Here is a 24,298-nt window from a genome sequence, read left to right as displayed (position 1 = left end):
AAAACCATCAAATAAACATCAACGCTAACTATGCTGGTTTTAGTTTTTCGTAAGAAAAACTCAGGGGTTGACGTTGAACTTGGTTTTGCTTTTAGCTTGCGGCAGGCAACCGTCGGTAGAACCCACACGCTGCGTAGCAGTGTATAAGTGGGCATTGTTTTGATAACAATGTAAAAGCTCTCCTTATTAATTAATACAACTAATATAAAAGACTGTAAATAAAGAGAAAACAAAACGCCGAATTAAGCGGCGCAATATAGATTAAAGGAAGAAGTCATCCGTTAATATTATTAGATGGCTTCTAGTGAATGTCCGAAGGACAAGGAGAGTTATCTATTAGGCTATGAAAATAAAATCAGTAATGAGACAAGTTAAGTAACGTGGTGAGTAAGATACTTTGGAAATAACTATTACCTACAATCGTGTTGCATAAATACATTTTATGGCGGATTAATGGCAGTTAGTGTTATCAATAATTTGTTATTTAAATAAATATGATGTAGGTAATAAAGAGAAGATATAAAAAGGAAATAATATGAGACTTGGTGAACTGGACGACGTGGCATTAATCTTACTTGGCGTTAATGCAATAATGTGGGGGATTAATATCGGAGTATTGAGCTTATGGATAGTGAAATAAATATCACTCATGATATTGATTTTTATTGTAAATATGCTAATGAATAAAAAAAGAGTAAAATACAAGGGGCATATATGTTTAAAAAAAACGATGAGGCTATCGATTTGGAAGCCAAAAGGCTGCTTGATGACGGGATCTTTACTGATTTTGAAAAAGCCTATTTAGAAGCAGAAAAAACAATAATATATATAAGGGAAAAAGCAAAAGAGAGAAAAGAGAAAAGTAAGTTTCGATTGAAGATAAAATCAATAAAGAAACAACTGAGTTCTGATCATGAAAGTGTGAATATCCCTTACAGAAATAAAAATAAATACTAAGGGGGATTTATGACAGAAAAGACAATTAAACAACAAATCGCAACAGCACAAGAAAGGCTTTACTTTTTGGAATCTAAAAAGAAAAAAGACGATAGAAAATTAAATACACGACAGAAAATAATTTTAGGCGCAGAGGTTGCTAAAATTTTAGGATGTGATATTAGTCAAGTAGATAAAAAATTAGTGTTTGGTATCCTGCTGGATATTTACTCTCTTCATGAGAATGACATTGAAAACTATCGTGAACGAGGTCAAATTTATCTTGATACTATCATTAATAAATCTAAATCCTAATATCATTTTATTTCACGTCCGAACGGTGAACCGGTTTAAAACTTGCTTTTAAGCCGGTGAACTGTACCCAGAATAATGCTGTGGTATGAATTTTTAGAATGGGATATCATCGGTGGGTGATAATGTTTTTATTATGTCAGTTTCTGTTTGATATGTAATAGATTTAATATGGGAAAATATCTTCAATATAAATGCATTAATTAGATTAATAAACTCAATTACTAATTCATTACTGAGAATGTAAAACTTATCGTTAAGGGATATTTCTATTTTAGGAAAGTTATTTTTAATGATTTTTTTTTGGTTGTCTATTGAGTCAACACTTCCTGTAAAACTTGAATTTTGATGTACTATCATATTTCTTAACTTTTGGAATTGGCCAATTTTACCCCACTCGCCTTCAATTAAAGAAAAATTTAAACCTGAAGTATATTCAAGATAATCTTTTGACTTTTTTATTAAATTTCCACTAGATAGATCATTATGGGAAAATTTTGCCAATGTAATAGATTTTACCTCACAGCATATATCTGACAAGATACTCTCTAAAACTGAGTAGATAAGAACAATAGCCGAGTGGTGATAATAACTTAATAGAGATTTTCTTTCATTTTCAAAAATCTGTTGGATTATACTTTCATTCTCTGGTTTTGATTCTGTATCCGAGTACATCTCTTCCATTAATTCTTCTCCCTTCCTATCAGCTAACTCTTGTGTGAACGAAAGGTATTGGGATAGATACTTTATTTCATATTGAAATTTTTTTGATAAATGTTCAAGATCTAATTTTTTATCTTCTAAATTTTCTCTTTTTGTAAACATAAATAAAAGCCCATCATTATTGCTAATAAAATAAATGTATAATATCATGATTCTTTATTCATAACATCTTTATTGTGTTATTTTTTTTGATGTGTCTACAACTAATTATAGTAAGTAAATACGAACTGTCAGTAGCTGAATATTTCAAACTTTATTTAAAACTAATGTAAAATTTTTATATGTCAGGGCATTGACCACTTTTTTATTTTTGTTAATTAATGATTACGTGAGATAAAAAAAGGACAAGAAAATGATTAAACAATATAAAAAAGGATTTTCCTTATTAGAGTTGGTATTGGTTTTGGGAGTTGGCACTGCAATGGCTTTTATTAAATTTCAGGGTATGAAAAATGAGCAAGAAGTTGCTATAGCTAATGCGGTAGGAGCGCAGATAAAGCAAGTTGGTGAAGCGGTTAATCGCTATATCAGTATTCGATATGACAAGCTTTCAACCCTGACAAGCAGCACCAGTCAATCCAATGATCCGGGGCCAAGAGTTTGTTCATCCAATGGCTGTGAAATCACTTATCAGACATTAATTAATGAAGGACTATTGCCTGTCAGTTATACCGGGATAAATGCCAATAAATCTTCATATAAGGTTTTATTGAAACGTTCAGGTATAGCTCCTAACTATGTGATCAATGGCCTTGTGATGACAACGGCAATATGGAATGAAGGAGGGAAAGTTCGCTATGACCTCCTTGGTAAAGCGATGCAATCGGCAGGTATAGACAGCGGAATGACCCGCTCACCCACTGTAGCTTCTGGTTATGGTGGTCAATGGAATGAAAAAGCATCTGACTACAGCAATATCACTACAGAAGGTTTATTGGCCTATCGTGTGGGCTATGATTCATCAATGTATTCGGTTTATCTGCGCCGTGATGGCACATTGCCAATGACGGGAGATCTGAATATGGGCGGCAAAAATATTAATAACGCCAAAGATATTACCGCTGCAGGCACTATGATGGCTGAGATATTAAAATCGACAGGATCAACCAATGTTGGCGATGCCTTAACCGTTATAGGGAATTCGACTTTGACTGGCTCTGTAGAAGTAAGATCTACCTTATCGGTCAGTGGTGCTTCAACCTATGGCGGTATTGTTCAGGTTAATAATGTGATTAACGCCACCGGTAATATCAATACGACTGCAGATATTAACAGTAAGCGTGTTTATTCTGGTTATATTCAGTCTACAGGGCGTATTACATCAGATGAGTATGTGCAGATAAATGGGATTGCTGTATCTGGTGCAGCCTGTTCACCTAATGGACTTATTGGACGGTCAAGTGCTGGGGATATGCTGTCTTGTCAATCTGGTGTTTGGGGTTCAGGTGGAAAGGTAGAAGTTATTTACGGGAGTAATCCTGTATGTTCAGCTAATAAAATCCCTGTAGCACGCTACTGGACACAACCGGGAGGTTCTAACTATGGTAATTATTGCACCTTACAAACTGGCTGGGCTGGAGTCACGACACCTTCCTGCGAATCGTGCGTAAACTGGGAAAAATGTCATATGGTTTATTCTGCATCATGGTCAGCAACGGCGTGTAGTTAGTAGAGATAGCCTTTATTACGCTAAAAGGATAAGAGCCCTTTTAAATTGCCTGCATTAGGCTATCTTCCTTGGCGGACAGTGGCGTGAGACACTGAGTTATAGCATTTTTAGCGTCTTTTTAGCGGGCTTGTCAAAGCCACCGACTATGCAGGTGGCTTATTTATTATTGAGTATTTAGTTCATAAGATTAGATAATAATTTATCTAATTCCTCATCATCTTTTATCATCCAACGACAAAATGCAGAATAAGGATAAGATTTTTTTATCATTATTTTCATTTTACTAATGGCTACTTTTTTTTCTTCATCTGTTGAATCTTCATTATAATATTCAATCATATGTTGTGTTAGCTTGTGTGTGGTCTGGACTACCTGCGATCGTAGAGACCGCGCTGTAAGTCTTTTATTTATAGTATTATCATTATTGTAGATATCATCTAGTAATTTTGCCGTTTCAAGCGTCTTATCATCAGTAGATAGTGGGGTAATAATGAATTTTCTTGCTTTAGGTGAAAATCCGGGTATTAGTTTTATTTTATCCCAGACGCTAATAGAACAACAATCAAGAAGGTTATCATATTTTGCTAGCTTGATATTGTTGCAACGAGAGCACGCTAGATATAAATTTTCCCAAGAGAATTTTTTATTCTCATCGCCTTTGTGTGGTTGAAAATGCTCAATGTTAATATCTAAAGGTTTTTTTGTTTCGCATAAATAACATTTTTCATAAAAACAATCTTGTAGTGCATAGTGAACATCTTCATTATCATATTTTTTCTTGCTCTGCAGCGATTCAGGTGCTGGCATTGACCTTATCACATTAAACATATCTGCCTCTACTTATCGATTTTTTTTGTTTTTATTAATTTTAACCGCGCAGCATCAAGAAATGCTTGGGTGTCGTTGCTCATACTTTCTTGATCGGATGCTAAAGATGATATTATTGCCTCCAATTCATCAATATTCTCAGGCGATATATTATTTATTAGGTACTCTATATGAGTAAGTTTGTCTGTCAAGACATGTGATTCTGGTATGACACCAAAGATTTCCTCCATAACGACACCATATGAATAAGAGGATACATCTGTTATTTGTTCATTGGTTGTAAGATCATAAATAACAGCTCTTGAAACTGAGGTGACAACAAAAGGAGAATGCGTAGTAACAATAAATTGAATTTTAGGAAATGATTTAATGAAAAATCTCAATATTTGTTTTTGTAAGGATACATGTAAATGAGCATCAATTTCATCAATGAATATTATTCCTTGTATGTTATCAGGTGAAACACCCCACATTTCAACCCTCATAATTAAATCTGTATAAATACTCAATATTGATGAATACCCTGCTGAAAGTGTTTGGAATGTATACCTATCTTTCCCATCTTGATGTAGATAAAACTTTTCATCTTTTGTATCAAATTCCAAAATTAGATTTGAATCCTCGAATAATGACTGTAAGTCTATTTGTATTTTATCAAACCATTCTTTAATACGATTTGCTTCAGTTTCATTCTCATCAAATGCTATTGCATAACTTTGATTTTTTTTCAAACTTAACAAATAACTTTCAAAGAATTGACTGCCATCTTTGTCATTAGCAAAGTGCTTATTTTCTTCAATAAGCACTGAGTATTTGGGTGCTTGATTTGGAGATGATATTGCAGATTGTCGTGTAGCTGAGTGAAATCTCAGTAAAGAACGAATATTTTTGTTCTCTATAGAATTTATTTTGATACTAAAATCATTAATTTCTTTTAGTCGAGTTTTATGTTTTTCTAACTCAGAACTATAATGATTATAATTTACACCATCTCTGCCTATTTTATTTAGTTCAGATTCATATATGCTAATTTGTTGTGTTAAAAACTCTTCGCTATTATTATTAGGGTTATCTATTCCGTTCTTTAGATGGTTATAAATGGCTGTTATAAAACTTGTTTTACCACAACCATTACCTCCAGTAATAATTAGGCTCATTCCATCCAGTTGGATATCAACATTTTTTCTTGAATATGGGATTGGAATATTTATCTTGGAAATACTACAGAGCATACAATGTCCTTTTAGAGTGTAATAGATTCATATATTATTTTTACTTTATCATTGTTTTACTAAATTGAAACTCTATGTTTGAATGTCTTAAAGACCAACCGCTTGATTTGACATACTGCATGATTAATCTTATGTTTTTTTTACGGCCCTACCGACGCTTTTTTCAGCTATAAGATTGTAGGGGTTTATCTCCTATCACGCAGCAATAGCCTTATGTTTCTGCACTTGAATATAATCCCCCCACCATTGCATAAGATCTGCTCTTTCGACGAGATACTCTGCACGATTGTAAGCGGCTATAATCTCACTGCTTTTAGTATGAGCCAAAGCCGATTCAAGAACTTCTGTCCTGAATTTACCGCATTCCTCTGCTGCTGTCCTTGCGATAGATCGCATACCGTGGGCAACCAATTCACCACCTAAACCCATACGGATTAACGCAGCATTGGCTGTTTGCTCATGCATATGGGTCAGCGGAGTTTTTATGCTGGGAAATACCCACTCACGATGGCTGCTGATAGGCTGCATATTTTCTAGTATACGAAGAGCTTCTTTGCTGAGCGGCACCTTATGAGGACGTTTCATCTTCATAAATTCAGGGAGGATGTTCCAGATTTTGTTTTCTGTATCGATGTCAACCCAACGCGCACGAACAGCCTCTCCGGGGCGAACCCAAGTAAGTAACTGCCATTCAATCAGCATACGTGTTTCCAGCCGTATGGAAGCATTCGCCAGTGCAGCCATAAATCTTGGTAGTTCGCTGGGGGGAAGGGCGGGCATATTTTGCTTTTTAGGTTTACTAAAACGCTGACCAAGGTTATCAGCAGGATTAAACTCAATAAGTTCTTCTGTCGCTGCCCAGCGGAAGATTTCATTCAGGCGGGAAATGATTCGGCGCAGGGTTTCCAATACACCGCGTTGTTCAATTGGGTCAAGATGCTGCTTCAATAACTTAGGCCGGATCTCTTTGATAGGGACATTGCCTAATCCGGGGAAGATATTTCTTTCAAGACTGCGCCAAATATCTTCTGCATGGTCTTTGGATATACCAGATGTCTTTACCTTCTCATCTAACCACTTTCGAGCAACGGCTTGGAGCGTGTGCTCAGTAGCATCCTTCAATGCATTAGCTTTATCGTTGTTATGGACTTGTGGATCGATGCCATTGGCAAGTAAAGATAGGTATTCATCCCGCAAAACTCTTGCTCTTGCTAACGTGAGGTGGGGGTAGGTTCCGAGGCTTATCTTTGTTCGCTTTTTAGTTACTGGCACTGCATACCTGAAATACCAATTTTTCTTTCCACCCCTTGAGAGGGGGGCGATTCTTAGCATTAAGCCATCACCGTCAAACAAGTTGATTTCTTTGTCTGAAGGTTTAGTGCTTTTGATTTCAGTATCCGTGAGTTTTTTAGCGAGTTTTGCCATTTTGGGACCCTCAAGTTTTGGACCCTTTGTGTAGGGTCCCAAGGAGGGTGCCATAAGTAGTGGTTTCTAGCAATTCTCAGTAGACTACTATAGACGTAAAAAAGCCCGCAAGGCTGGTTCCATGCGGGCTTAGTAGACTTTACTATACTTCGATAAAACAAAATGTGGTGGAGCTGGGGGGATTTGAACCCCCGTCCGAAATTACTACGCCGTCGGCACTACATGCTTAGTCCAGTCATTACATTCGCCGGTTAGCTGCGGACGGACACGCCACTAACAAACTATCCTGATTGGGTTTAACGCTTTCACCCCAGGCAAGGTGTCCACGCGATCTCTTTTAGGTTTGACCTCTCTTGATCCCCGTCCTAAGAGCGGAGGCTAGGGAGAGAGGGAATCTTCAGTTTCTTAGGCTGATTAAGCTGCTAAAGCAGCAGATTCGTATTGCGAGTCGTTTGCAATTATTTTTTTTGCGGTTTTTTACGAGGCCTCCGCACCTCGGCATGCACCTTGGGTTTCGCGAATCCCGTCGAATCCAGAATCAGCCCCAAAGAACTTCGCTAGTATAACAGAACTATGTCCTGCTATGCCAGTCACTTAACGATTTGCGTGCTTCATGATGCGCGCTTTGTCTAACTTCCACTCACGATCTTTAATGTCATCGCGCTTATCGTGGTCTTTTTTACCTTTAGCTACACCAATTTTAACTTTAACCCAAGCATTTTTCCAATATACGGAAAGGGCAACTACAGTAAATCCGTCGCGATTAACTTTACCAATCAACGAATCCAGTTCGCGTTTGTTTAGTAGCAGTTTACGGGTACGCATTGGCTCGCAGACAACATGTGTCGATGCCACGTTTAACGGTGTAATGGTGGCACCAAACAAGAATGCCTCACCGTTTCTAAAGGTTACGTAGCTATCACTAATGTTGGCTTTGCCAGCACGCAGAGATTTTACTTCCCAACCTTGCAATGAAAGGCCAGCCTCGAACTCTTCTTCAATGAAGTATTCATGACGGGCACGTTTGTTTTGCGCAATGGTTGCGGAACCGGGTTTGTATGCTTTTTTCTTTGTCATAGTATTGATCATTATACTGTATGCGGAGGCGAATGAAATCCTTTCCCGCAGGATGCCTGTGCATTTTGTCTCATTTGTTGCGAGGAATGACTAGCAGATTTTTTGTCTGGCGGTGGATAAATGGTATTATCAGTGCGTTTTATGTCTCACAGGAAATGTTATGCCACAAATTAGCCGCTCTGCGTTGGTGCCATTTAGCGTAGAACAGATGTATCAACTGGTTAATGATGTTTGCTCTTATCCAGAGTTTTTACCGGGTTGTACTGGAAGTCGGGTACTTGACGCTACTGAAAATGAAATGACGGCTGCCGTCGATGTTGCTAAGGCCGGAATAAGCAAAACTTTTACCACACGCAATACACTCACTGATAACCAGAGTATTGATATGCAACTGGTTGATGGGCCGTTTCGTAAATTAATGGGGGGATGGCATTTTACCCCACTAAGTGCGGATGCTTGCAAGGTTGAATTGCACCTTGATTTTGAATTTACTAACAAGCTGATTGAGTTGGCTTTTGGTAAAATATTCAAAGAATTAGCCGGTAATATGGTGCAAGCGTTCACCCAGCGAGCGAAAGAGGTCTACAGTGTCTGATATTCGCGTTGAGGTAGTTTATGCCCTACCTGAACGCCAATATTTGCGTACTGTTTCTCTTGAGACTGGAAGCACAGTAGAAGAGGCAATTAAAGCCTCCGGCCTGCTTGAATTGCGCTCTGATATTGATCTCACAAAGAATAAAGTAGGGGTTTATAGTCGCCCGGTGAAGCTTGGCGATAAGCTTAATGATGGGGATCGAGTTGAGATATATCGCCCACTAATTGCAGATCCAAAAGAACTTCGCCGACAGCGCGCTGAACAAGCAAAAAAATAAGGCACAGTTTGCGCCTTATTTTTGTGGTAGCTCTGGACTGCGTTGAAGAAGAATGAGTACTGTCATGTGGCTGCATAAGCATTAATAGACTCTGAGCCTAAAAACCTAATCAGCATTCGCTCCCTCAATGTGTTCTGCAATCTTCGGTTAGATTAATTTCCTGATAACGTTGGATCATTTTTGATATCAGTCAGTACACCACTGCTATCGAAGGTCAACGTTAATGTTTGTTGTGTGACTTTCTCGTGGCCAGGTTGCTGGCGGAATACGTAGAACCAGGTTTTAGTGCCGAACGGATCCTGTAGCATTGGGGTGCCTAAGGTATATGCCACTTGTTGCTGGGTCATACCCTTATGAATCTTGGACGCGTCATTAGGTGATAAATAGTTACCCTGATTAATATCAGGCCGGTAGACCACCTTCTCCAGCGTTGAACAACCCGCAGTAAGCATTGCAAGCATCACAGCGGCGGCAGTCAGCATTTTACAGCGCATAGTAATCACATTCCTTTAGGGCGTAGGATGACGATGATAATAGACCTTGCAGCAGTTGGAAACCTTTACAGGGCACCTGTATGACCTCTGGAAAGGAAAAAAGTTAATCTTTTCTATGCTGCGAGCAATTCTTTTGCATTTGCCAAGGTATTTTTCGTCACTTCACTACCGCCCAGAAGGCGCGCCAATTCTTGTAAACGGGCTTTTTTATCTAACCGATGCATATGAGTTTCAGTTTCAGTGCCATCAGTTTGTTTACTCACAAAGAAATGTTGATGACCACAACCTGCTACTTGCGGCAGGTGAGTGACACACATAACTTGAGTGGACTCACCCAACTGGCGTAACAGGCGACCGACGATGGCTGCTGTTGGCCCACTGATACCTACATCGACTTCATCAAAGATAAGTGCAGGCGTGTCCATTTTACGCGCTGTAATAACCTGAATAGCCAATGCGATGCGAGAAAGCTCACCACCTGAGGCAACTTTAGCCAGCGGCTGTAGTGGTTGGCCGGGGTTTGTGGTAACACAGAATTCGACTCGGGTAGCCCCTTCAGCACTCAGATGCTCAGGTTCAAACAGCGTTTCAATAGTGAATTTGCCATGTGGCATGGACAGTTCGCGCATGCTTTCGGTGATTAGCGCTGCCAATTCGTCAGCATAATGTTGGCGTTCTTCATGTAACCGCTTGGCGATAGCTAATGCATGCTGATAGTGAGTATTTACAGCATGGCTGAGTTGCTCGTGATCATTTTCTTGTTGTGAGAGCTGTTCTTGCTCATCCAGTAGTTGTTGATGAAATTGTGGTAACTCTTCCGGTGTCACATGGTGTTTACGAGCCAGATTTAATTGACGAGATAACCGCTGTTCCAGTTCATACAGACGATTCGGATCCATATCAAATTGTTCGGCATAGTGACGTAATTCATCACTGGCTTCACTGATTTGGATCGAGGCCTCTTCCAGCATATTCAGCAAATTATTAAATTGCTCATCCATTCCTGCCAGCTCTGTGAGTTGGTACTTGGCTGAGTAGAGTTGGCTGAGAATATTATTCTGCTCATCATCAGACAGTAACTGTAGGGTTTGTTGGCTGAGTGATAACAACTGACCACTGTTTGCCAGACGCTTATATTCGATATCAATTTGTTCATATTCCCCGGCTTGTGGGGCAAATGAGTTCAGCTCTTTTAACTGATATTGCAATAGCTCATGGCGAGCATTACGCTCCAGTGATTGTTGCTGATGCAGTGCTAGTGCACGGCAGCTTTGGTGCCAGATTTGATAGGCTGCTTTCATTTCAGTGAGCAGGACAGATTGGTTTGCGTAAGCATCTAGCAATTGCTTTTGATGATCAGGCCTTAGCAATAGTTGATGGGCATGCTGGCCGTGGATTTGAATTAAATGCTGCCCCAGTTCCCGTAATTGGGACAATGGCACGGCTGTCCCATTAATAAACCCTCTTGAGCGGCCATCAGAGGCAATAGCACGCCGCAGCAAACACTCGTTGCTGTCATCCAGATGATTGTCTTCCAACCATTGTCGGGCTGATGGGGTGTCTGCTAATGAGAAACGAGCACAAATATCAGCGCGGGTTGCCCCCAAACGCACCATACTACCGTCTGAACGGCTGCCAAGGCATAACCCCAATGCATCTATGGCGATGGATTTACCCGCCCCTGTCTCACCAGTAATTGCCGTCATTCCAGGTTGAAAATCAATTTCTAGCTCACGCACAATAGCAAAGTTACTGATGGTTAATTGGGTCAGCATGGTAAATCTCCTGTACATAAACACATGGCTGTATTTGAATACAGTATAAACTGGTTTTATATACAGTAAAGTCTCTGATGCACTTTTTAGAATAATTTTTTTGACCAACCCAGCTTTGTACTTAACGTATTGAAATAGCTGTAGTCCTTTGGGTGAATAAGATTGAGGTGGAAATCACTGCGCCGAATTAAAACTTCTTCCCCTTCCTGAATCGGCAGTGCTATCTGACTGTCACAACTAATTTCCAGGTCACTGGTGATTTGGGAAAACTTAAGGCGGATGGTACTGCTACTATTAATAACCAGCGGGCGAGCAGTCAGAGTGTGCGGGAACATAGGAACCAAAACGATGGCATCCAGTGTTGGTGTTAATATAGGGCCACCCGCAGAGAGTGAATAAGCGGTGGAACCGGTAGGTGTGGCGATAATTAACCCATCAGAGCGCTGGGAGAATGCGAAGCGATCATCAATATACACTTCGAATTCGATCATGTGGGCTACTTTACCCGGGTGCAAAACCACTTCATTGATTGCTGTACTGATGCGGCTTTGCTGATTTGTTCGTGTGACTTGCGCTTCCAGCAAGAAACGTTGTTCGCTGAGATATTCGCCTTCCAGCACATCGGAAAGCTGTTGTTGAGCATTATCGGGGTCTAAATCGGTCAAAAAGCCCAGATTGCCTCGGTTGACACCGATCACTTTGATATCATAGCGGGCCAATACCCGAGCAGCGCCCAGCATATTGCCATCACCGCCAACCACGACGGCTAAATCGGCTTGTTGGCCGATATCAGCCAAACTGCCGGTAACGGCACCGGTTAAATTGAGATCCTTAGCAATCTGTTGTTCCACCATAACGTCATAACCTTTGGCGTTTAACCAATGGTAGAGCATTTCATGGGTGGCAAGTGCGGCCGGGTGCCGTGGGTGACCGACAATACCAATACAATTGAATCTTTTATTATTCATTGCCGTGATTTTCCTCAATGGGGTGTCTTTTACCCCACATTATGACCGGTTCCCTTGAATCCCCGGTTTTGATCCCCATAATAAGCCAAGTAGCGAGATTAATGCTAAAACGCGGAGATATCCATGAGTAGTAAAGAACAGAAAACACCAAACGAGCAAGTCTCGGAAGAAATGGAAAATGCAGCAGAGCAGCAAGTGGAAGCGACACAAGAGACGGGTGAAGGTGTAGATCCGCGTGTTGCCGAGCTTGAAGCGCAGTTGGCTGCAGCTGTACAGCGTGAGCGCGAAAGCTTGCTACGCGCCAAGGCTGAAGTTGAGAATATCCGTCGTCGTACCGAACAGGATGTTGAAAAAGCGCATAAATTTGCGTTAGAAAAATTTTCAGCTGAATTATTACCTGTGATTGACAATCTGGAGCGTGCGCTGGATACAGCCGATAAAACCAATGCTGAATTGGCAGCAATGATAGAAGGCGTCGAACTGACCCTAAAATCATTGCTTGATGCTGTCGGTAAATACGGTATCCAAGTTGTCAGTGAAACTAACGTGCCGTTTAACCCTGAAGTTCATCAGGCGATGACGATGCTTGAATCTGCGGATCACGAACCAAATCACGTCATGATGGTGATGCAAAAGGGCTATACGCTGAATGGCCGTTTGTTACGTCCGGCGATGGTCGCGGTATCTAAAGCGAAAGCTTAAGGTGTCCTGATGTGGAAAGGCACCTTTGCGGGTGCCTTTTTTGTTGTGCACAGAAAACCTCCAGCTAGGCTGGAGGTTCCGTAAAGCTTTCAGCTTTGAGCCAGTTATAAAAACCCCTTTTGATTTGTTAAAACACCTTGCGGTCTGGCAACTGCAATGGTCAAACAAGAAATCAAAAGGGGGTCCCAATGGGGGACGAAAAGAGCTTAGCGCACACCCGATGGAACTGTAAATATCACATAGTTTTCGCGCCTAAATACCGAAGACAGGTTTTCTACGGCGAGAAACGCCGGGCAGTGGGGAGTATCCTAAGAAAGCTGTGTGAATGGAAAAATGTGCACATTCTGGAAGCGGAGTGCTGTGCAGATCACATCCATATGCTTGTGGAAATCCCGCCGAAGATGAGCGTATCAAGCTTCATGGGGTATCTGAAGGGCAAAAGTAGCCTGATGTTGTATGAGCAATTTGGAGATTTGAAATTCAAATACAGGAACAGAGAGTTTTGGTGCAGAGGGTATTATGTGGATACGGTGGGTAAAAATACCTCGAAGATCCGGGACTACATAAAGCACCAACTGGAGCAGGATAAACTGGGGGAATAACTATCAATTCCGTACCCCGGTAGCCCGTTTACGGGCAGTAAGTAACGAATTTGGATGCAAATGTCAGATTGCTGTGCGCCTGTTAGGGCGCGGCTGGTAACAAAGCCTTACAGGCGCATATGAAAAACCTCCGGCTATGCCGGAGGATATTTATTTGTTTTCTGCAGTAAATGACGTTTTATTCAGCTGTTGGCAATTTAGGTTGCCAGTCAATCGGTTGCTGACCATGCTGCTGCAAGAGCTGGTTTGCTTGCGAAAAGTGCTTACAGCCAAGAAAACCGCGATGTGCGGAGAGCGGTGATGGATGTGGGGCTTTTAAAATAAAGTGGCGCTGGGTATCAATGATACGTCCCTTTTTCTGAGCATGTGCTCCCCACAACATAAAAATCACACCATCACGATGTTCATTCAGTGCTGCAATGACTTTATCGGTAAAGGTTTCCCAGCCAAGGTTGGCATGTGAGTGCGCGTTACCTGCTTCGACAGTCAGTACGGTATTGAGTAGCAATACACCTTGCTCGGCCCAGCTTTGTAAGAAACCATGATTGGGGCGTTGGAAGCCGGGAATATCGGTAGCCAGCTCTTTGTAGATATTGACCAAAGAGGGCGGTGCTGGGACTCCTGGCAAGACAGAGAATGATAACCCATGAGCCTGATTAGGGCCGTGGTAAGGGTCTTGGCCCAAAATAACCACTTTGACCTGATCCAATTCGGTCAGGCGAAAAGCATTAAATACATCGTGTTGTGCCGGATAAATGGTTTTGCCAGCATTACGCTCTGCTGCCACATAGGCCAGCGTATCTTTAAAGTAAGGTTGTTCTTTTTCCTGGCCGATCACATCGTGCCAGGTAAGGGAGGCGGGCATAAACACTCTCCTTGGTTTCTGTAAGATATTGATGTGCTCTAGCTTACCGCTTCAAACCTGTGAGTGAAACTGTTAAACCAGCGCCTGTGATGTGATGATGTTTTTTTGACCTCTTTATGCAAAAAATGTTGAAAATTTACAAAAAAATTGCTGTAAGTCAGATTGATAAAATTGATATAAAACATAAATTTGCCCATAGCATGATCGCCATGTGGGTTAAAAGATTGATTTATGTCAAAGAAATGCAGTGGTTTGACTGGTATACAGAACAATAAGACAACAATGGTTTTACCAAATAACCAAGATAGTTTCTCCCCTTGGAATTTATAGCCGTATTACGGAGGCACCAAATGATTACTGGTATTCAAATTACTAAAGCTAACAATGAAGCCTTGCTGAACTCTTTCTGGCTGCTGGATGATGAAAAAGCTGAGCTACGCTGTGTTTGCGCGAAAGCTGGCTATGCAGAAGATCAAATTGTTCCGGCAAGTGAGTTAGGCCAGATCGAATATCGTGAAATTCCGTTGGAAGTACAACCAACGGTGCGCGTTGAAGGTGGTCAGCATTTGAACGTAAACGTTCTGCGCCGCGAAACACTGGAAGATGCAGTCAAGCATCCGGAAAAATATCCTCAGTTGACGATTCGTGTATCCGGCTACGCCGTACGTTTCAACTCACTGACACCAGAACAGCAACGTGATGTGATTACTCGTACTTTCACAGAAAGCCTGTAATTCTTGTCATAATAATTAAGTCTCAAATTCTGAAGGGAGCCTCTGTGGCTCCCTTTTTTGTTCCTGTGATTTGTTTATCGAGAAGTTAGACTGAGATCACAATATTCAATTTATATAAATAAATCTTACCATTTCCATTTAAGAACTCATCCGATGTGTCGATAGATAAAGTTATTGAGGTTGACTCAATATTGGGATTATCTATCGACAAGGAGTTGGCATGAGTATATCTGTTAGTTTAGCCCGGCCTGTTCCATTAGCAGACTTGATGAACCAGGTGCAACCAATAGAGCAGGTCAAGAAAGAGAACTCTACTCCTGTTGGGTCTTCGAACCAGCTTCAAAAAGAACCCGCCTCCCTAACTCCCACTCAGGTAGGTAATGATGTTTATTACAGCATGCTGGCCAGCCTTGGAATATCACGTGGTGAACGTGTTTTAGCTGCCAGCGACAATGTACCGATATCAAGTGGACAAGGATCACAGCAAGCGGACTATTCATTAGCATTACTCGCGAAAGATGTTTACGCTCCTGCTGCGAGAAGCATCGGCGGATTTACACGGTTGGGTGATGCCGCGTTGCTTTCGGCGGGGATAGATCCGGCGAGCCTATCTGATACAGCTTCAGGGTTTCAGGCTGGGATTTACAGTGATAATCAACAGTATGTCCTCTCTTTCGCGGGTACCAATGATATTCAGGATTGGTTAAGTAATATCCGGCAAGCAACAGGTTATGAGGATTTTCAATATAATCAGGCTGTTGCGCTGGGGAAAACCGCTAAAATGGCATTTGGTGATGCACTGGTCATTACCGGCCATTCATTAGGCGGTGGGCTGGCAGCCACGGCTGCATTAGCCAGCGGGACTTTTGCTGTAACATTTAATGCCGCCGGTGTTTCTGATCATACATTAAATCGTTTGGGCATGAACCCTGCTCAGGCGCGGCAGTCGGCGGAGGGGGGTGGCATACGACGTTATAGTGAGCAACATGACTTATTGACGGATACTCAAGAGTCAACCTCACTCATTCCTGATGCGATTGGCCATAAGATCACATTGGCTAATAGCGATAAACTGGCGGGGGTAAATGACTGGCTGCCACACAAACACCTCGAACGTAGCCTTGCGGCGCATGGTATTGATAAAGTGCTCAGTTCCATGAATGAACAACAACCTTGGGAGCGGCAGTATGCCTGAATCAACACTGACAATGAGAGTGAAACGCCATTTGCGTTACGCTATCTACGGTGTTTTGATGCCATTAATCAGTTTTGAGGGGCAGGCAATGACAGAGATTAATATCGCATTTACCGATCCGCTAGTCATGCCAATTGCAGATGCGATTGTTCATGGCAATGTGAAGCAGATCCATCAGTTAGCTACTAAATCATTGCTGCAACAGCAGGGTGAGCAGGCAGTGACACTTATGCAGTGGGCTATCCTCAATCAACAACCTGAAAGTTTGGTGGCATTGTTGCAAGAACATGCAGATCCTTTTCAGCCCGGAATGCAGGGTGATACCGCCTGGCACACCGCTGCCACTGTGCAAGATGCGCATTACATGCAAATTCTGCTTAAAAACAATATTCGGCCTGATGCCAGAAATAGTGTGACACTCGCAACGCCCTTAGCGGCTGCTATCATGGCGGGGCGCGAGATCCAGGTGATCCTATTGTTGGTCGCTGGTGTTGATCCGAATATTGCCGATCGTGTGGGTGATACGCCGTTACATTTAGCTGGTAAAAGCAATGCACCGGATTTAGCTTTGCGTTTGCTCAAAGCTGGTGCTGATCCTGAAGTCCGTAATAAGCAGGGCGCGACATTCCAACAGTATTTAGCGATGACACCGCTGAACATCCAAAGTGCTGAAATGCAGCAAAAATATCAGCAATTGAATGTTTGGTTGCGGGGTAAAAAACTCGCAGAGATTTACCAGCAATAGAGTTTGAACCGCTTGAATGAGGCTGAAATGCCCAAAGTAGCACTTCACTGTAAAATCAGGTTCTGTAGTTTGAATCCGTTTGATAATAAATAAAAAAGCCGCTGTTTATAAGCGGCTTCAGACTGCTGACAAACCTCGACAACTCGATCTTGCAAGGTGAAGGCAGGTAGAAGAGTAAAGCGTCCGCGCCAAGGAGGGCGCGGCTCGAGCCCCCAGGGAGGGGTTTACGGCGTCTTTACGATCTGCCTGTTTTCACCGTTACGGGCACTTTGTCATTAACCTCAAACCGCTGTTTATAAGCGGCTTTTTTGTCAGGGTGCAGAATTAACTCGCACTCTTGGTATCGGGCTTGTCCTTTGGCTTACGGCGCTTACCCACATTCTTAGCATCGCGATGGCGAACCTTAACCTTCGTTTTCTCTTTACCGGCTTCTTTTAGCTCCTTACGCTTCGCTAAAACCTTTTTAGACGGTTTACCTGTGCTTTTCTCGCTCGGTGCTTTACTGGTTGGTCGCAGCTCATCAATCACTCGTGGCTTCAATGGCTCTTTCAGATAACGGCCTATTCTACCCAGCAATAAATGGTCATGCGCTTCAACCAGGGAAATAGCAACCCCTTTACGCCCTGCACGGCCAGTACGACCGATACGGTGAAGGTAGACGTCAGCAGTCAGCGGCAAATCAAAGTTGAACACGTGGCTGATATCGTCGATATCCAGACCGCGTGAAGCCACATCAGTTGCAACCAGAACGTTAACCCGACCATCGCTTAAACGAATCACGGCTTCGGTACGTTTGGCCTGAACCATTTCACCCTCAAGGAACCAGGCATTAATTCCAGCTTCGCGTAACCAACTGACCAGTTGATGTACCTTTTCACGGGTACGCACAAAAATAATTGATTTCTGTACTTCTGGTTGCTTCAGCAAATGCACGAGCAAGGCAGTTTTGTGCTCAATATTGTCTGCGCGGTAATACCATTGCTGAATTTTTTTACGTTCACGGCGTGAGGGGTCAGCTTCCAGCTCTACCGGCTCAGTCAGGATGCGTTCCGCAAACTCACGGATAGCTTCACCTTCTAGCGTGGCCGAGAAAAGTAAGGTCTGTTTACGCCAGCGGGTTTCTGCCGAGATAGTTTCAATATCCTGTGCGAAGCCCATATCAAGCATACGGTCAGCTTCGTCCAGAATCAGGGTTTCTACCGCCCGACAGTCAAAGTTTTCTTCTTTGATGTATTGCAGCAAGCGGCCGGTTGTCGCCACTACAATATCCTGATTCTCACTAAAGACTTCCGCGTGGTTCATATAAGCGACACCACCGGTGATGGTCGCGATATCCAGTTGGGTATGCTTGGCAAGCTCACGGGCTTGATCTGCCACTTGCATGGCTAACTCACGAGTTGGCGTCAGGATCAAAATCCGTGGTGGGCCAGATTTTTTGCGTGGGAAATCCAGCAAATGCTGCAAGGCGGGCAGCAAAAAGGCGGCAGTTTTGCCGGTACCTGTTGGTGCCGAACCCAATACATCGCGCCCATCCATAGCTGGCGGAATAGCCGCAGCTTGAATGGCAGTCGGGCGCTCATAGCCTTTGTCGCGCAATGCGTCAACCAGGCGTTCATCGAGATCGAGTTCGGAAAAATTGGTTACAGTCATGGTCTTCCTCTACTTGGGGCGCCGATTATAGACGGGTTAGCCGAATTCTTCACCTGTTTAAGCGGTAATGATGTCTTTTCCCTTCAATCATATTGTCCTATGCTACGCCGGTTATAGATTCTGGTGACTAATGTGGGCGAGCAATTGAAAAAAAAACCGATGTTACGCGGTGGTGGTTTTACTTTTAAACAATTCTTTGTGGCACATGATCGCTGCGCGATGAAAGTGGGCACAGATGGTGTCCTACTTGGTGCTTGGGTACCGGTAGAAAAAGCGCGCAAAGTGCTGGATATTGGCTGCGGCAGTGGGCTTATTGCTTTGATGATTGCCCAGCGTTCGACACCCGAAGTCATGATTGATGGTGTAGAGCTAGAACCTGAGGCGGCGCAACAAGCAAGCAGTAACGCAGCACAATCGCCGTGGGCGGAGCGCGTTCATATTTATCAGCAAGATGTACACCAGTTTGCTGAAAACCATCTTCATCAGTATGACCTGATTGTCAGTAACCCACCTTATTTTGCTCCGGCGGTCGCATGTCGTGATGAAGCTCGGGATACTGCACGTTACACCGGCTCCTTAACTCACGATGCTTTACTGAACTGCGCGGAGAAGCTTATCACAGAGGACGGTATCTTTTGTGTGGTTTTACCCCACGATTTGGGGGAAGAACTTTCGCGTCTTGCCGTACAACAAAATTGGTTTATTCGTTGCCAGGTTGATATCAGAGATCGCCCCGGCAAGCCATTACATCGCATATTGCTAACGCTATCACGCCAGGCTGGTGAGACTGAATTTCAGCAACTGGATTTACGTCAATCGGAAGGGGTGTATTCACCGGAGTTCTGCGCACTAATCAGCGATTTTTACTTAAACTACTAGCGGGTTATTAAAGCGCGGGAAAAGAGGAAGCAGGGCGCGATACTTTGTGTTCATAAAATCTGGTGTTCACAAAATATAGTACTTACAAAAATATGTGCGCCCTGAATAGTATTATGGATGGAGAATGGTCGGTTTTGGATTCTCAAGTTGCTCTGGGTAGTCAAGGGTGTAGTGCAATCCGCGACTCTCTTTGCGATCCATAGCGCAACGCACGATTAGTTCAGCAACTTGTACCAGATTACGCAATTCCAGCAGGTTATTAGAGATACGGAAATTGGCATAATATTCATCAATTTCCTGCTGTAATGTTGTTATGCGGCGTAAGGCCCGCTCTAAGCGTTTGGTCGTACGGACAATGCCGACGTAATCCCACATAAATAAGCGTAATTCGTGCCAGTTATGTTGGATGACAACACGTTCATCGGAGTTATCAACACGGCTTTCGTCCCAGTCTGGCAAATGCGGAGCCAGCTTGGCCGTCGGTAAACGCAAAAGAATGTCCTCGGCTGCAGACCAGCCATAAACCAGGCATTCAAGCAACGAGTTAGACGCCATGCGGTTAGCACCATGTAAGCCGGTATAGCTGACTTCGCCAATCGCATATAATCCGTCCAGATCCGTGCGACCGTGTTGATCGACCATCACGCCGCCGCAGGTATAGTGTGCGGCTGGAACAATTGGAATAGCTTCTTTAGTCAGGTCGATACCCAATGACAGCAGTTTTTCGTAGATCATCGGGAAGTGCTGCATCACGAAATCGGTGGGTTTATGACTGATATCGAGGTACATACAATCCGCGCCAAGGCGTTTCATTTCGTGGTCGATGGCGCGCGCGACGATATCTCGTGGTGCGAGTTCGCCTCGGGCATCAAAATCGAGCATGAAACGACTGCCATCTGGGCGTTTTAGGTAGGCACCTTCGCCACGTAAGGCTTCGGTCAGTAAAAAGTTGCGAGCTTGCGGATGGAACAGGCAAGTAGGATGGAACTGGTTAAATTCCAGATTAGCAACCCGACAACCAGCACGCCATGCCATGGCAATGCCATCACCAGAGGAAATATCCGGGTTGGTGGTGTATTGATAAACTTTTGCGGCACCGCCTGTCGCTAACACGACAGATTTGGCACGAAAAGTCTCAACTTTCTCTAATTCGCGGTTCCAGATATAAGCGCCAACGACGCGTTTTGTCCCCGGCAGACCAATTTTATTGGACGTGATAAGATCTACTGCATTACAGCGCTCTTTAACTAAAATGTTCGGATGAGCCCTTGCTTTGCCCACCAGGGTGGTCTCTACTTCTTTACCTGTAGCATCCGCGGTATGTAGTATACGGCGATGGCTATGACCACCTTCTCGTGTAAGGTGATAACGTTCTTCGCCGCTGGCATTGGTTTCGGTATCAAAAAGAACGCCTTGATCAATGAGCCATTGCACACAAGAGCGGGCGTTGCTGGCAATAAACTCGACGGCTTCTTTGTCGCAAAGCCCGGCCCCAGCAATCAGAGTGTCATCGACATGTGAACTGATGCTGTCAGTTTCATCAAAAACGGCAGCAATACCTCCTTGAGCATAAAAAGTGGCACCTTCATTAAGCGGCCCTTTGCTCAGAACGGTGACTTTACAATGTGGCGCGAGACGCAGTGCCAGTGACAAACCGGCAGCGCCACTCCCGATGATCAATACATCGCTTACGTGTTCAGATGATGATTGCATATCGTATGATGTGTGCAGAATAAGAGTGAAATTCATGTTAGCCTATCTGCCAGAGCAAAAGCTATGGCTATAAGATGTCTAAAGAATATTCAGACAAATAATCTGGCAACATGGAACTTTGCAACTTTTATAAACTCCAAGCGTGTGCTTGCTCAGGAAAATAAAGATATGGCTGGCAGTACTACTTTTAGCGTGGGGATAGATTTCGGGAGAGTTCACCTCGGATGAGCGAGCAGTTAACGGATCAGATGCTGGTTGAACGGGTCCAGAAAGGTGATCAGCAATCGTTCAATTTACTGGTAATTCGATACCAGCATAAGGTTGCGAGCCTCGTATCCCGATACGTGCCTCAGGGCGATGTCCCTGATGTAGTTCAAGAATCTTTTATTAAGGCCTATCGAGCCCTGGAATCGTTTCGTGGCGACAGTGCCTTTTATACTTGGCTGTACCGTATTGCTGTTAATACGGCGAAAAATTATTTAGTCGCTCAGGGGCGGCGTCCACCATCCAGTGATGTGGATGCAAATGATGCTGAAAATTACGAAAATGCAGGTGCATTGAAAGAAATATCGAACCCTGAGAACTTAATGTTGTCAGAAGAATTGAGGCAGATAGTTTTTAAAACCATAGAGTCTCTTCCTGAAGATCTCCGGATGGCGATTACACTCAGGGAGTTAGATGGTCTAAGCTATGAAGAGATAGCTGTTATTATGGACTGTCCGGTCGGTACTGTTCGTTCCCGTATCTTCCGTGCCAGAGAGGCTATCGATAACAAAGTTCAGCCGCTGATTCAGCGATAAGCGGACAAACAAAGGGTATTTGGCATGCAGAAAGAAAAGCTTTCCGCTCTGATGGACGGAGAAACTCTTGATAGTGAGCTGATAGGTTCTTTATCTAAAGATAAAGCGCTACAGCAAAGCTGGCAGAGCTATCATTTAATCCGTGATACCCTGCGGGGGGACGTTGGTGAAGTCTTGCATCTGGATATCGCCAGCCGTGTCGCAGAGGCGCTCAAAAATGAGCCTGCTCGTTTTGTTCCTATTGCTGTGCCTGAATCTCAGCCGCAACCTCATGTCTGGCAGAAAATGCCTTTCTGGCAAAAAGTTCGCCCATGGGCTAGCCAGATTACTCAAGTTGGGGTTGCTGCGTGTGTTTCGCTTGCCGTTATTGTGGGCGTTCAGCAGTATAACCAACCGGCATCCGGCAACTTACAGCCAGAAGCACCGGCTTTTAATACATTACCGATGATGGGTAAAGCATCACCTGTCAGCTTTGGTGTGCCTGCTGATGGTTCTTTCGGAACGTCTCAGCAGCATCAAGTTCAAGAGCAACGTCGCCGCGTTAATATGATGACGCAATTGCAAGATTTTGAATTGCAACGTCGTTTGCCGCAAACTGATGTGTCACAGGTGCCTTCAGCATCTACACAAGCCGCTATTCAGGTCCCTGGAACTCAGTCCTTAGGAATGCAGCAGCAGTAATGAAGCAACTTTGGTTCTCCGTCTGTTTAATGGCGGGCAGCCTGTTCATGCCAACAATTGCTGCGGCGGAGACAGCGCCGATAGCAATGTTGCAGGACATGAGCGCTGCCAGCCAATCGCTCAATTATGAGTTATCGTACATAAACGTTAACAAGCAAGGGATCGATTCTCTTCGCTATCGCCATGCCATCCTGGATAAAAAAACGCTAGCGCAATTACTGCGTATGGATGGTCCGCGTACCGAGATCATACAGCGTGGTGACGAGATTAGTTATTTCGAGCCAGGGTTTGACTCTTTCACGTTGAGCGGTGAGCATATTGTTGATGCTTTACCTTCTGTTGTATTTCCTGATTTTGAAAAGCTATCAAAATATTATAATTATATTGCACTAGGCCGCGCCCGCATTGCCGATAGGCCATGCCAGGTCATTCGCGTAGTTGCCCGTGATAGTACGCGATATAGCTATATTATTTGGATGGATGAGACAACAAAACTACCGATGCGGGTAGATCTGTTGGATCGTGATGGTGAAACACTTGAGCAATTTCGTGTGATTTCTTTTGCTGTCGGCGAGCCGATTCAGGAGATTCTGCGAGGAGTATTAAAGCTTCCTCTGCCACCGTTGCTTGCTTTGCCAGCAAAGAACAAGGTGGATTTCGCTTGGGCTCCGCGTTGGTTACCTGAGGGTGTTACTGAGGTTTCGCGTAGTCGCCGCACATTGCCTAATATGGATACAGCAACTGAATCACGGCTCTACTCTGATGGTTTGTTTAGCTTTTCAGTTAATGTGAATCCTGCTGGCAAAGATGCGCCTTCCGAACAATCACTGCGCCAAGGACGCCGCACGGTTCATACAGAAGCACGTAATAATGTAGAAATTACCGTAGTCGGTGAGTTGCCCCCTTCAACAGCTAAGCGTATTGCCGATAGTATCGTTTTGGAGTCTGCAAAATGATAAAGGAATGGGCAACAGTTATCTCATGGAAAAATGGGGTAGCACTTTTACGTTGTGAACCACATTCTGGTTGTGGAAGCTGTAATGCTCGTACTGGATGTGGTAGCCATCTCTTAAATGAATTGGGGCCAGAGTCGGAACACCAATTAAGAATAACAATTTCGCAACCACTTGAACCAGGACAAAAGGTTGAGGTTGGGATCAGTGAGGGTAGCTTATTGCGCTCTGCTGCTTTGGTTTATTTGACCCCATTAGTCGGATTAATTGCGGGTGGTGCTTTGTTTCAAGCCTTATTTATTACCGATGCCTTTACCGCTCTGGGTGCTATTTTGGGGGCAGGTTTTGGATTTTTATTAGCCAAGGTTATAGCGAGTAAGATTGAGGGGCAAAGCGATTATCAACCCACGGTTTTGCAGATTAGTTTACCGCCGGCAGCTATACGTATCCAGCAGGAGTAATTATTCA

At 43.5% G+C, this 24,298-nt stretch carries 26 protein-coding genes and 1 other RNA gene; 15 read left to right on the top strand and 12 right to left on the bottom strand.

Annotation, left to right across the window (positions count from 1 at the left end):
• Positions 1-714 precede the first annotated feature (714 nt).
• Both FGL26_RS10405 and FGL26_RS10400 read left to right on the top strand, forming a co-directional pair.
• A complete protein-coding gene (locus FGL26_RS10405) occupies positions 715-957 on the top strand; it encodes a hypothetical protein (RefSeq protein WP_005172816.1) in 243 nt (80 codons plus the stop codon).
• Positions 958-966: 9 nt separating this feature from the next.
• Positions 967-1,251, top strand: coding sequence for a conjugal transfer protein TraD (locus FGL26_RS10400; RefSeq protein ID WP_005172812.1), 285 nt, complete (start codon positions 967-969; stop codon positions 1,249-1,251).
• 93 nt (positions 1,252-1,344) lie between these two features.
• Here the strand turns inward: FGL26_RS10400 and FGL26_RS10395 are convergent, their stop codons facing one another.
• Positions 1,345-2,073 carry a hypothetical protein gene (locus tag FGL26_RS10395; RefSeq protein ID WP_127891295.1) on the bottom strand — a complete coding sequence of 243 codons (729 nt, stop codon included), beginning with the start codon at positions 2,071-2,073 and terminating at the stop codon, positions 1,345-1,347.
• Positions 2,074-2,323: 250 nt separating this feature from the next.
• Here FGL26_RS10395 and pilV point away from each other — a divergent pair, with 250 nt between their 5' ends.
• Entirely contained in the window at positions 2,324-3,640 is a 1,317-nt protein-coding gene (pilV, locus tag FGL26_RS10390; protein WP_005172805.1) for a shufflon system plasmid conjugative transfer pilus tip adhesin PilV, read from the top strand.
• 174 nt (positions 3,641-3,814) lie between these two features.
• Here the strand turns inward: pilV and FGL26_RS10385 are convergent, their stop codons facing one another.
• From FGL26_RS10385 to smpB, 5 genes are all read right to left on the bottom strand, one after another.
• Positions 3,815-4,447, bottom strand: a complete 633-nt coding sequence (locus FGL26_RS10385; RefSeq protein WP_227746660.1) for an HNH endonuclease — start codon at positions 4,445-4,447, stop codon at positions 3,815-3,817.
• A 29-nt stretch (positions 4,448-4,476) separates the two neighbouring features.
• A complete protein-coding gene (locus FGL26_RS10380; protein ID WP_005172800.1) occupies positions 4,477-5,700 on the bottom strand; it encodes an AAA family ATPase in 1,224 nt (407 codons plus the stop codon).
• Positions 5,701-5,895: 195 nt separating this feature from the next.
• Positions 5,896-7,125, bottom strand: a complete 1,230-nt coding sequence (locus FGL26_RS10375; protein ID WP_005172797.1) for a phage integrase central domain-containing protein — start codon at positions 7,123-7,125, stop codon at positions 5,896-5,898.
• A 165-nt stretch (positions 7,126-7,290) separates the two neighbouring features.
• Positions 7,291-7,671, bottom strand: a transfer-messenger RNA (tmRNA) gene (gene ssrA / locus FGL26_RS10370).
• A gap of 48 nt (positions 7,672-7,719) precedes the next feature.
• Positions 7,720-8,202, bottom strand: a complete 483-nt coding sequence (smpB, locus tag FGL26_RS10365) for an SsrA-binding protein SmpB (protein WP_005166313.1) — start codon at positions 8,200-8,202, stop codon at positions 7,720-7,722.
• Positions 8,203-8,362: 160 nt separating this feature from the next.
• On the opposite strand from smpB, the gene FGL26_RS10360 reads away from it, so the two are divergent.
• Both FGL26_RS10360 and FGL26_RS10355 read left to right on the top strand, forming a co-directional pair.
• Positions 8,363-8,797, top strand: coding sequence for a type II toxin-antitoxin system RatA family toxin (locus FGL26_RS10360; RefSeq protein WP_005172793.1), 435 nt, complete (start codon positions 8,363-8,365; stop codon positions 8,795-8,797).
• Positions 8,790-9,074 carry an RnfH family protein gene (locus FGL26_RS10355; RefSeq protein ID WP_138060233.1) on the top strand — a complete coding sequence of 95 codons (285 nt, stop codon included), beginning with the start codon at positions 8,790-8,792 and terminating at the stop codon, positions 9,072-9,074. Before FGL26_RS10360 ends, FGL26_RS10355 begins: the two co-directional genes overlap by 8 nt.
• Positions 9,075-9,226: 152 nt before the next feature.
• On the opposite strand, the gene bamE is transcribed toward FGL26_RS10355, so the two are convergent.
• From bamE to nadK, 3 genes are all read right to left on the bottom strand, one after another.
• The gene (bamE, locus tag FGL26_RS10350) at positions 9,227-9,568 is read right to left on the bottom strand and encodes an outer membrane protein assembly factor BamE (protein WP_005172787.1); all 342 of its coding nucleotides are present in this window, start codon (positions 9,566-9,568) and stop codon (positions 9,227-9,229) included.
• Positions 9,569-9,681: 113 nt separating this feature from the next.
• Positions 9,682-11,343 (bottom strand): DNA repair protein RecN, encoded by a 1,662-nt coding sequence (gene recN, locus FGL26_RS10345; RefSeq protein ID WP_005172784.1) that lies wholly within the window; start codon positions 11,341-11,343, stop codon positions 9,682-9,684.
• Positions 11,344-11,429: 86 nt separating this feature from the next.
• The gene (gene nadK, locus FGL26_RS10340; RefSeq protein WP_005172782.1) at positions 11,430-12,311 is read right to left on the bottom strand and encodes an NAD(+) kinase; all 882 of its coding nucleotides are present in this window, start codon (positions 12,309-12,311) and stop codon (positions 11,430-11,432) included.
• Positions 12,312-12,434: 123 nt separating this feature from the next.
• Between nadK and grpE the strand changes: the two genes are divergently transcribed.
• Together grpE and tnpA are read left to right on the top strand one after the other, a co-directional pair.
• A complete protein-coding gene (gene grpE, locus FGL26_RS10335) occupies positions 12,435-13,013 on the top strand; it encodes a nucleotide exchange factor GrpE (RefSeq protein WP_005172778.1) in 579 nt (192 codons plus the stop codon).
• A 188-nt stretch (positions 13,014-13,201) separates the two neighbouring features.
• Positions 13,202-13,615, top strand: coding sequence for an IS200/IS605 family transposase (gene tnpA / locus FGL26_RS10330; protein ID WP_005172776.1), 414 nt, complete (start codon positions 13,202-13,204; stop codon positions 13,613-13,615).
• A 178-nt stretch (positions 13,616-13,793) separates the two neighbouring features.
• Here the strand turns inward: tnpA and ung are convergent, their stop codons facing one another.
• Positions 13,794-14,480 (bottom strand): uracil-DNA glycosylase, encoded by a 687-nt coding sequence (gene ung, locus FGL26_RS10325; protein ID WP_005166325.1) that lies wholly within the window; start codon positions 14,478-14,480, stop codon positions 13,794-13,796.
• 350 nt (positions 14,481-14,830) lie between these two features.
• On the opposite strand from ung, the gene grcA reads away from it, so the two are divergent.
• The 3 genes from grcA (at position 14,831) to FGL26_RS10305 (ending at position 17,154) form a co-directional block, all read left to right on the top strand.
• Entirely contained in the window at positions 14,831-15,214 is a 384-nt protein-coding gene (gene grcA, locus FGL26_RS10315) for an autonomous glycyl radical cofactor GrcA (RefSeq protein WP_005166327.1), read from the top strand.
• Positions 15,215-15,434: 220 nt separating this feature from the next.
• Positions 15,435-16,409 carry a Tle-like phospholipase domain-containing protein gene (locus FGL26_RS10310; RefSeq protein ID WP_005172773.1) on the top strand — a complete coding sequence of 325 codons (975 nt, stop codon included), beginning with the start codon at positions 15,435-15,437 and terminating at the stop codon, positions 16,407-16,409.
• A gap of 88 nt (positions 16,410-16,497) precedes the next feature.
• Positions 16,498-17,154, top strand: coding sequence for an ankyrin repeat domain-containing protein (locus tag FGL26_RS10305; RefSeq protein WP_005172771.1), 657 nt, complete (start codon positions 16,498-16,500; stop codon positions 17,152-17,154).
• Positions 17,155-17,478: 324 nt separating this feature from the next.
• Here FGL26_RS10305 and srmB read toward each other — a convergent pair whose 3' ends face one another.
• Positions 17,479-18,804, bottom strand: a complete 1,326-nt coding sequence (srmB, locus tag FGL26_RS10300; protein WP_005172769.1) for an ATP-dependent RNA helicase SrmB — start codon at positions 18,802-18,804, stop codon at positions 17,479-17,481.
• A 132-nt stretch (positions 18,805-18,936) separates the two neighbouring features.
• Here srmB and trmN point away from each other — a divergent pair, with 132 nt between their 5' ends.
• Positions 18,937-19,683, top strand: coding sequence for a tRNA(1)(Val) (adenine(37)-N(6))-methyltransferase TrmN (gene trmN, locus FGL26_RS10295; protein ID WP_005172767.1), 747 nt, complete (start codon positions 18,937-18,939; stop codon positions 19,681-19,683).
• A 111-nt stretch (positions 19,684-19,794) separates the two neighbouring features.
• Here the strand turns inward: trmN and nadB are convergent, their stop codons facing one another.
• A complete protein-coding gene (gene nadB / locus FGL26_RS10290; RefSeq protein ID WP_005159392.1) occupies positions 19,795-21,396 on the bottom strand; it encodes an L-aspartate oxidase in 1,602 nt (533 codons plus the stop codon).
• A 224-nt stretch (positions 21,397-21,620) separates the two neighbouring features.
• On the opposite strand from nadB, the gene rpoE reads away from it, so the two are divergent.
• From rpoE to rseC, 4 genes are read left to right on the top strand one after another with little or no spacing between them, the layout of a single operon-like run.
• The gene (gene rpoE, locus FGL26_RS10285; protein ID WP_005159396.1) at positions 21,621-22,196 is read left to right on the top strand and encodes an RNA polymerase sigma factor RpoE; all 576 of its coding nucleotides are present in this window, start codon (positions 21,621-21,623) and stop codon (positions 22,194-22,196) included.
• Between the two features lie 24 nt (positions 22,197-22,220).
• The gene (gene rseA / locus FGL26_RS10280; protein ID WP_005172760.1) at positions 22,221-22,877 is read left to right on the top strand and encodes an anti-sigma-E factor RseA; all 657 of its coding nucleotides are present in this window, start codon (positions 22,221-22,223) and stop codon (positions 22,875-22,877) included.
• Entirely contained in the window at positions 22,877-23,833 is a 957-nt protein-coding gene (rseB, locus tag FGL26_RS10275) for a sigma-E factor regulatory protein RseB (RefSeq protein WP_005172759.1), read from the top strand. Before rseA ends, rseB begins: the two co-directional genes overlap by 1 nt.
• Positions 23,830-24,291: a SoxR-reducing system protein RseC gene (gene rseC / locus FGL26_RS10270; RefSeq protein WP_005172756.1), complete on the top strand. Its 462-nt coding sequence runs from the start codon at positions 23,830-23,832 to the stop codon at positions 24,289-24,291. The genes rseB and rseC overlap by 4 nt, the downstream gene beginning before the upstream one ends.
• Positions 24,292-24,298: the final 7 nt, after the last annotated feature.

Origin of the sequence: Yersinia enterocolitica subsp. enterocolitica (assembly GCF_901472495.1) — a bacterium.
GTDB lineage: Bacteria > Pseudomonadota > Gammaproteobacteria > Enterobacterales > Enterobacteriaceae > Yersinia > Yersinia enterocolitica.
This window is presented reverse-complemented; position numbering and strand designations above follow the sequence as displayed.

What these genes read in the sequence shown, in the direction of transcription:
- FGL26_RS10405 (WP_005172816.1), top strand. Translation starts at nt 715, where the DNA reads ATGTTTAAAAAAAACGATGAGGCTATCGATTTGGAAGCCAAAAGGCTG.
- FGL26_RS10400 (WP_005172812.1), top strand. Translation starts at nt 967, where the DNA reads ATGACAGAAAAGACAATTAAACAACAAATCGCAACAGCACAAGAAAGG.
- FGL26_RS10395 (WP_127891295.1), bottom strand. Translation starts at nt 2,073, where the DNA reads ATGTTTACAAAAAGAGAAAATTTAGAAGATAAAAAATTAGATCTTGAA.
- pilV (WP_005172805.1), top strand. Translation starts at nt 2,324, where the DNA reads ATGATTAAACAATATAAAAAAGGATTTTCCTTATTAGAGTTGGTATTG.
- FGL26_RS10385 (WP_227746660.1), bottom strand. Translation starts at nt 4,447, where the DNA reads ATGCCAGCACCTGAATCGCTGCAGAGCAAGAAAAAATATGATAATGAA.
- FGL26_RS10380 (WP_005172800.1), bottom strand. Translation starts at nt 5,700, where the DNA reads ATGCTCTGTAGTATTTCCAAGATAAATATTCCAATCCCATATTCAAGA.
- FGL26_RS10375 (WP_005172797.1), bottom strand. Translation starts at nt 7,125, where the DNA reads ATGGCAAAACTCGCTAAAAAACTCACGGATACTGAAATCAAAAGCACT.
- smpB (WP_005166313.1), bottom strand. Translation starts at nt 8,202, where the DNA reads ATGACAAAGAAAAAAGCATACAAACCCGGTTCCGCAACCATTGCGCAA.
- FGL26_RS10360 (WP_005172793.1), top strand. Translation starts at nt 8,363, where the DNA reads ATGCCACAAATTAGCCGCTCTGCGTTGGTGCCATTTAGCGTAGAACAG.
- bamE (WP_005172787.1), bottom strand. Translation starts at nt 9,568, where the DNA reads ATGCGCTGTAAAATGCTGACTGCCGCCGCTGTGATGCTTGCAATGCTT.
- recN (WP_005172784.1), bottom strand. Translation starts at nt 11,343, where the DNA reads ATGCTGACCCAATTAACCATCAGTAACTTTGCTATTGTGCGTGAGCTA.
- nadK (WP_005172782.1), bottom strand. Translation starts at nt 12,311, where the DNA reads ATGAATAATAAAAGATTCAATTGTATTGGTATTGTCGGTCACCCACGG.
- grpE (WP_005172778.1), top strand. Translation starts at nt 12,435, where the DNA reads ATGAGTAGTAAAGAACAGAAAACACCAAACGAGCAAGTCTCGGAAGAA.
- tnpA (WP_005172776.1), top strand. Translation starts at nt 13,202, where the DNA reads ATGGGGGACGAAAAGAGCTTAGCGCACACCCGATGGAACTGTAAATAT.
- ung (WP_005166325.1), bottom strand. Translation starts at nt 14,480, where the DNA reads ATGCCCGCCTCCCTTACCTGGCACGATGTGATCGGCCAGGAAAAAGAA.
- grcA (WP_005166327.1), top strand. Translation starts at nt 14,831, where the DNA reads ATGATTACTGGTATTCAAATTACTAAAGCTAACAATGAAGCCTTGCTG.
- FGL26_RS10310 (WP_005172773.1), top strand. Translation starts at nt 15,435, where the DNA reads ATGAGTATATCTGTTAGTTTAGCCCGGCCTGTTCCATTAGCAGACTTG.
- FGL26_RS10305 (WP_005172771.1), top strand. Translation starts at nt 16,498, where the DNA reads ATGACAGAGATTAATATCGCATTTACCGATCCGCTAGTCATGCCAATT.
- srmB (WP_005172769.1), bottom strand. Translation starts at nt 18,804, where the DNA reads ATGACTGTAACCAATTTTTCCGAACTCGATCTCGATGAACGCCTGGTT.
- nadB (WP_005159392.1), bottom strand. Translation starts at nt 21,396, where the DNA reads ATGCAATCATCATCTGAACACGTAAGCGATGTATTGATCATCGGGAGT.
- rpoE (WP_005159396.1), top strand. Translation starts at nt 21,621, where the DNA reads ATGAGCGAGCAGTTAACGGATCAGATGCTGGTTGAACGGGTCCAGAAA.
- rseA (WP_005172760.1), top strand. Translation starts at nt 22,221, where the DNA reads ATGCAGAAAGAAAAGCTTTCCGCTCTGATGGACGGAGAAACTCTTGAT.
- rseB (WP_005172759.1), top strand. Translation starts at nt 22,877, where the DNA reads ATGAAGCAACTTTGGTTCTCCGTCTGTTTAATGGCGGGCAGCCTGTTC.
- rseC (WP_005172756.1), top strand. Translation starts at nt 23,830, where the DNA reads ATGATAAAGGAATGGGCAACAGTTATCTCATGGAAAAATGGGGTAGCA.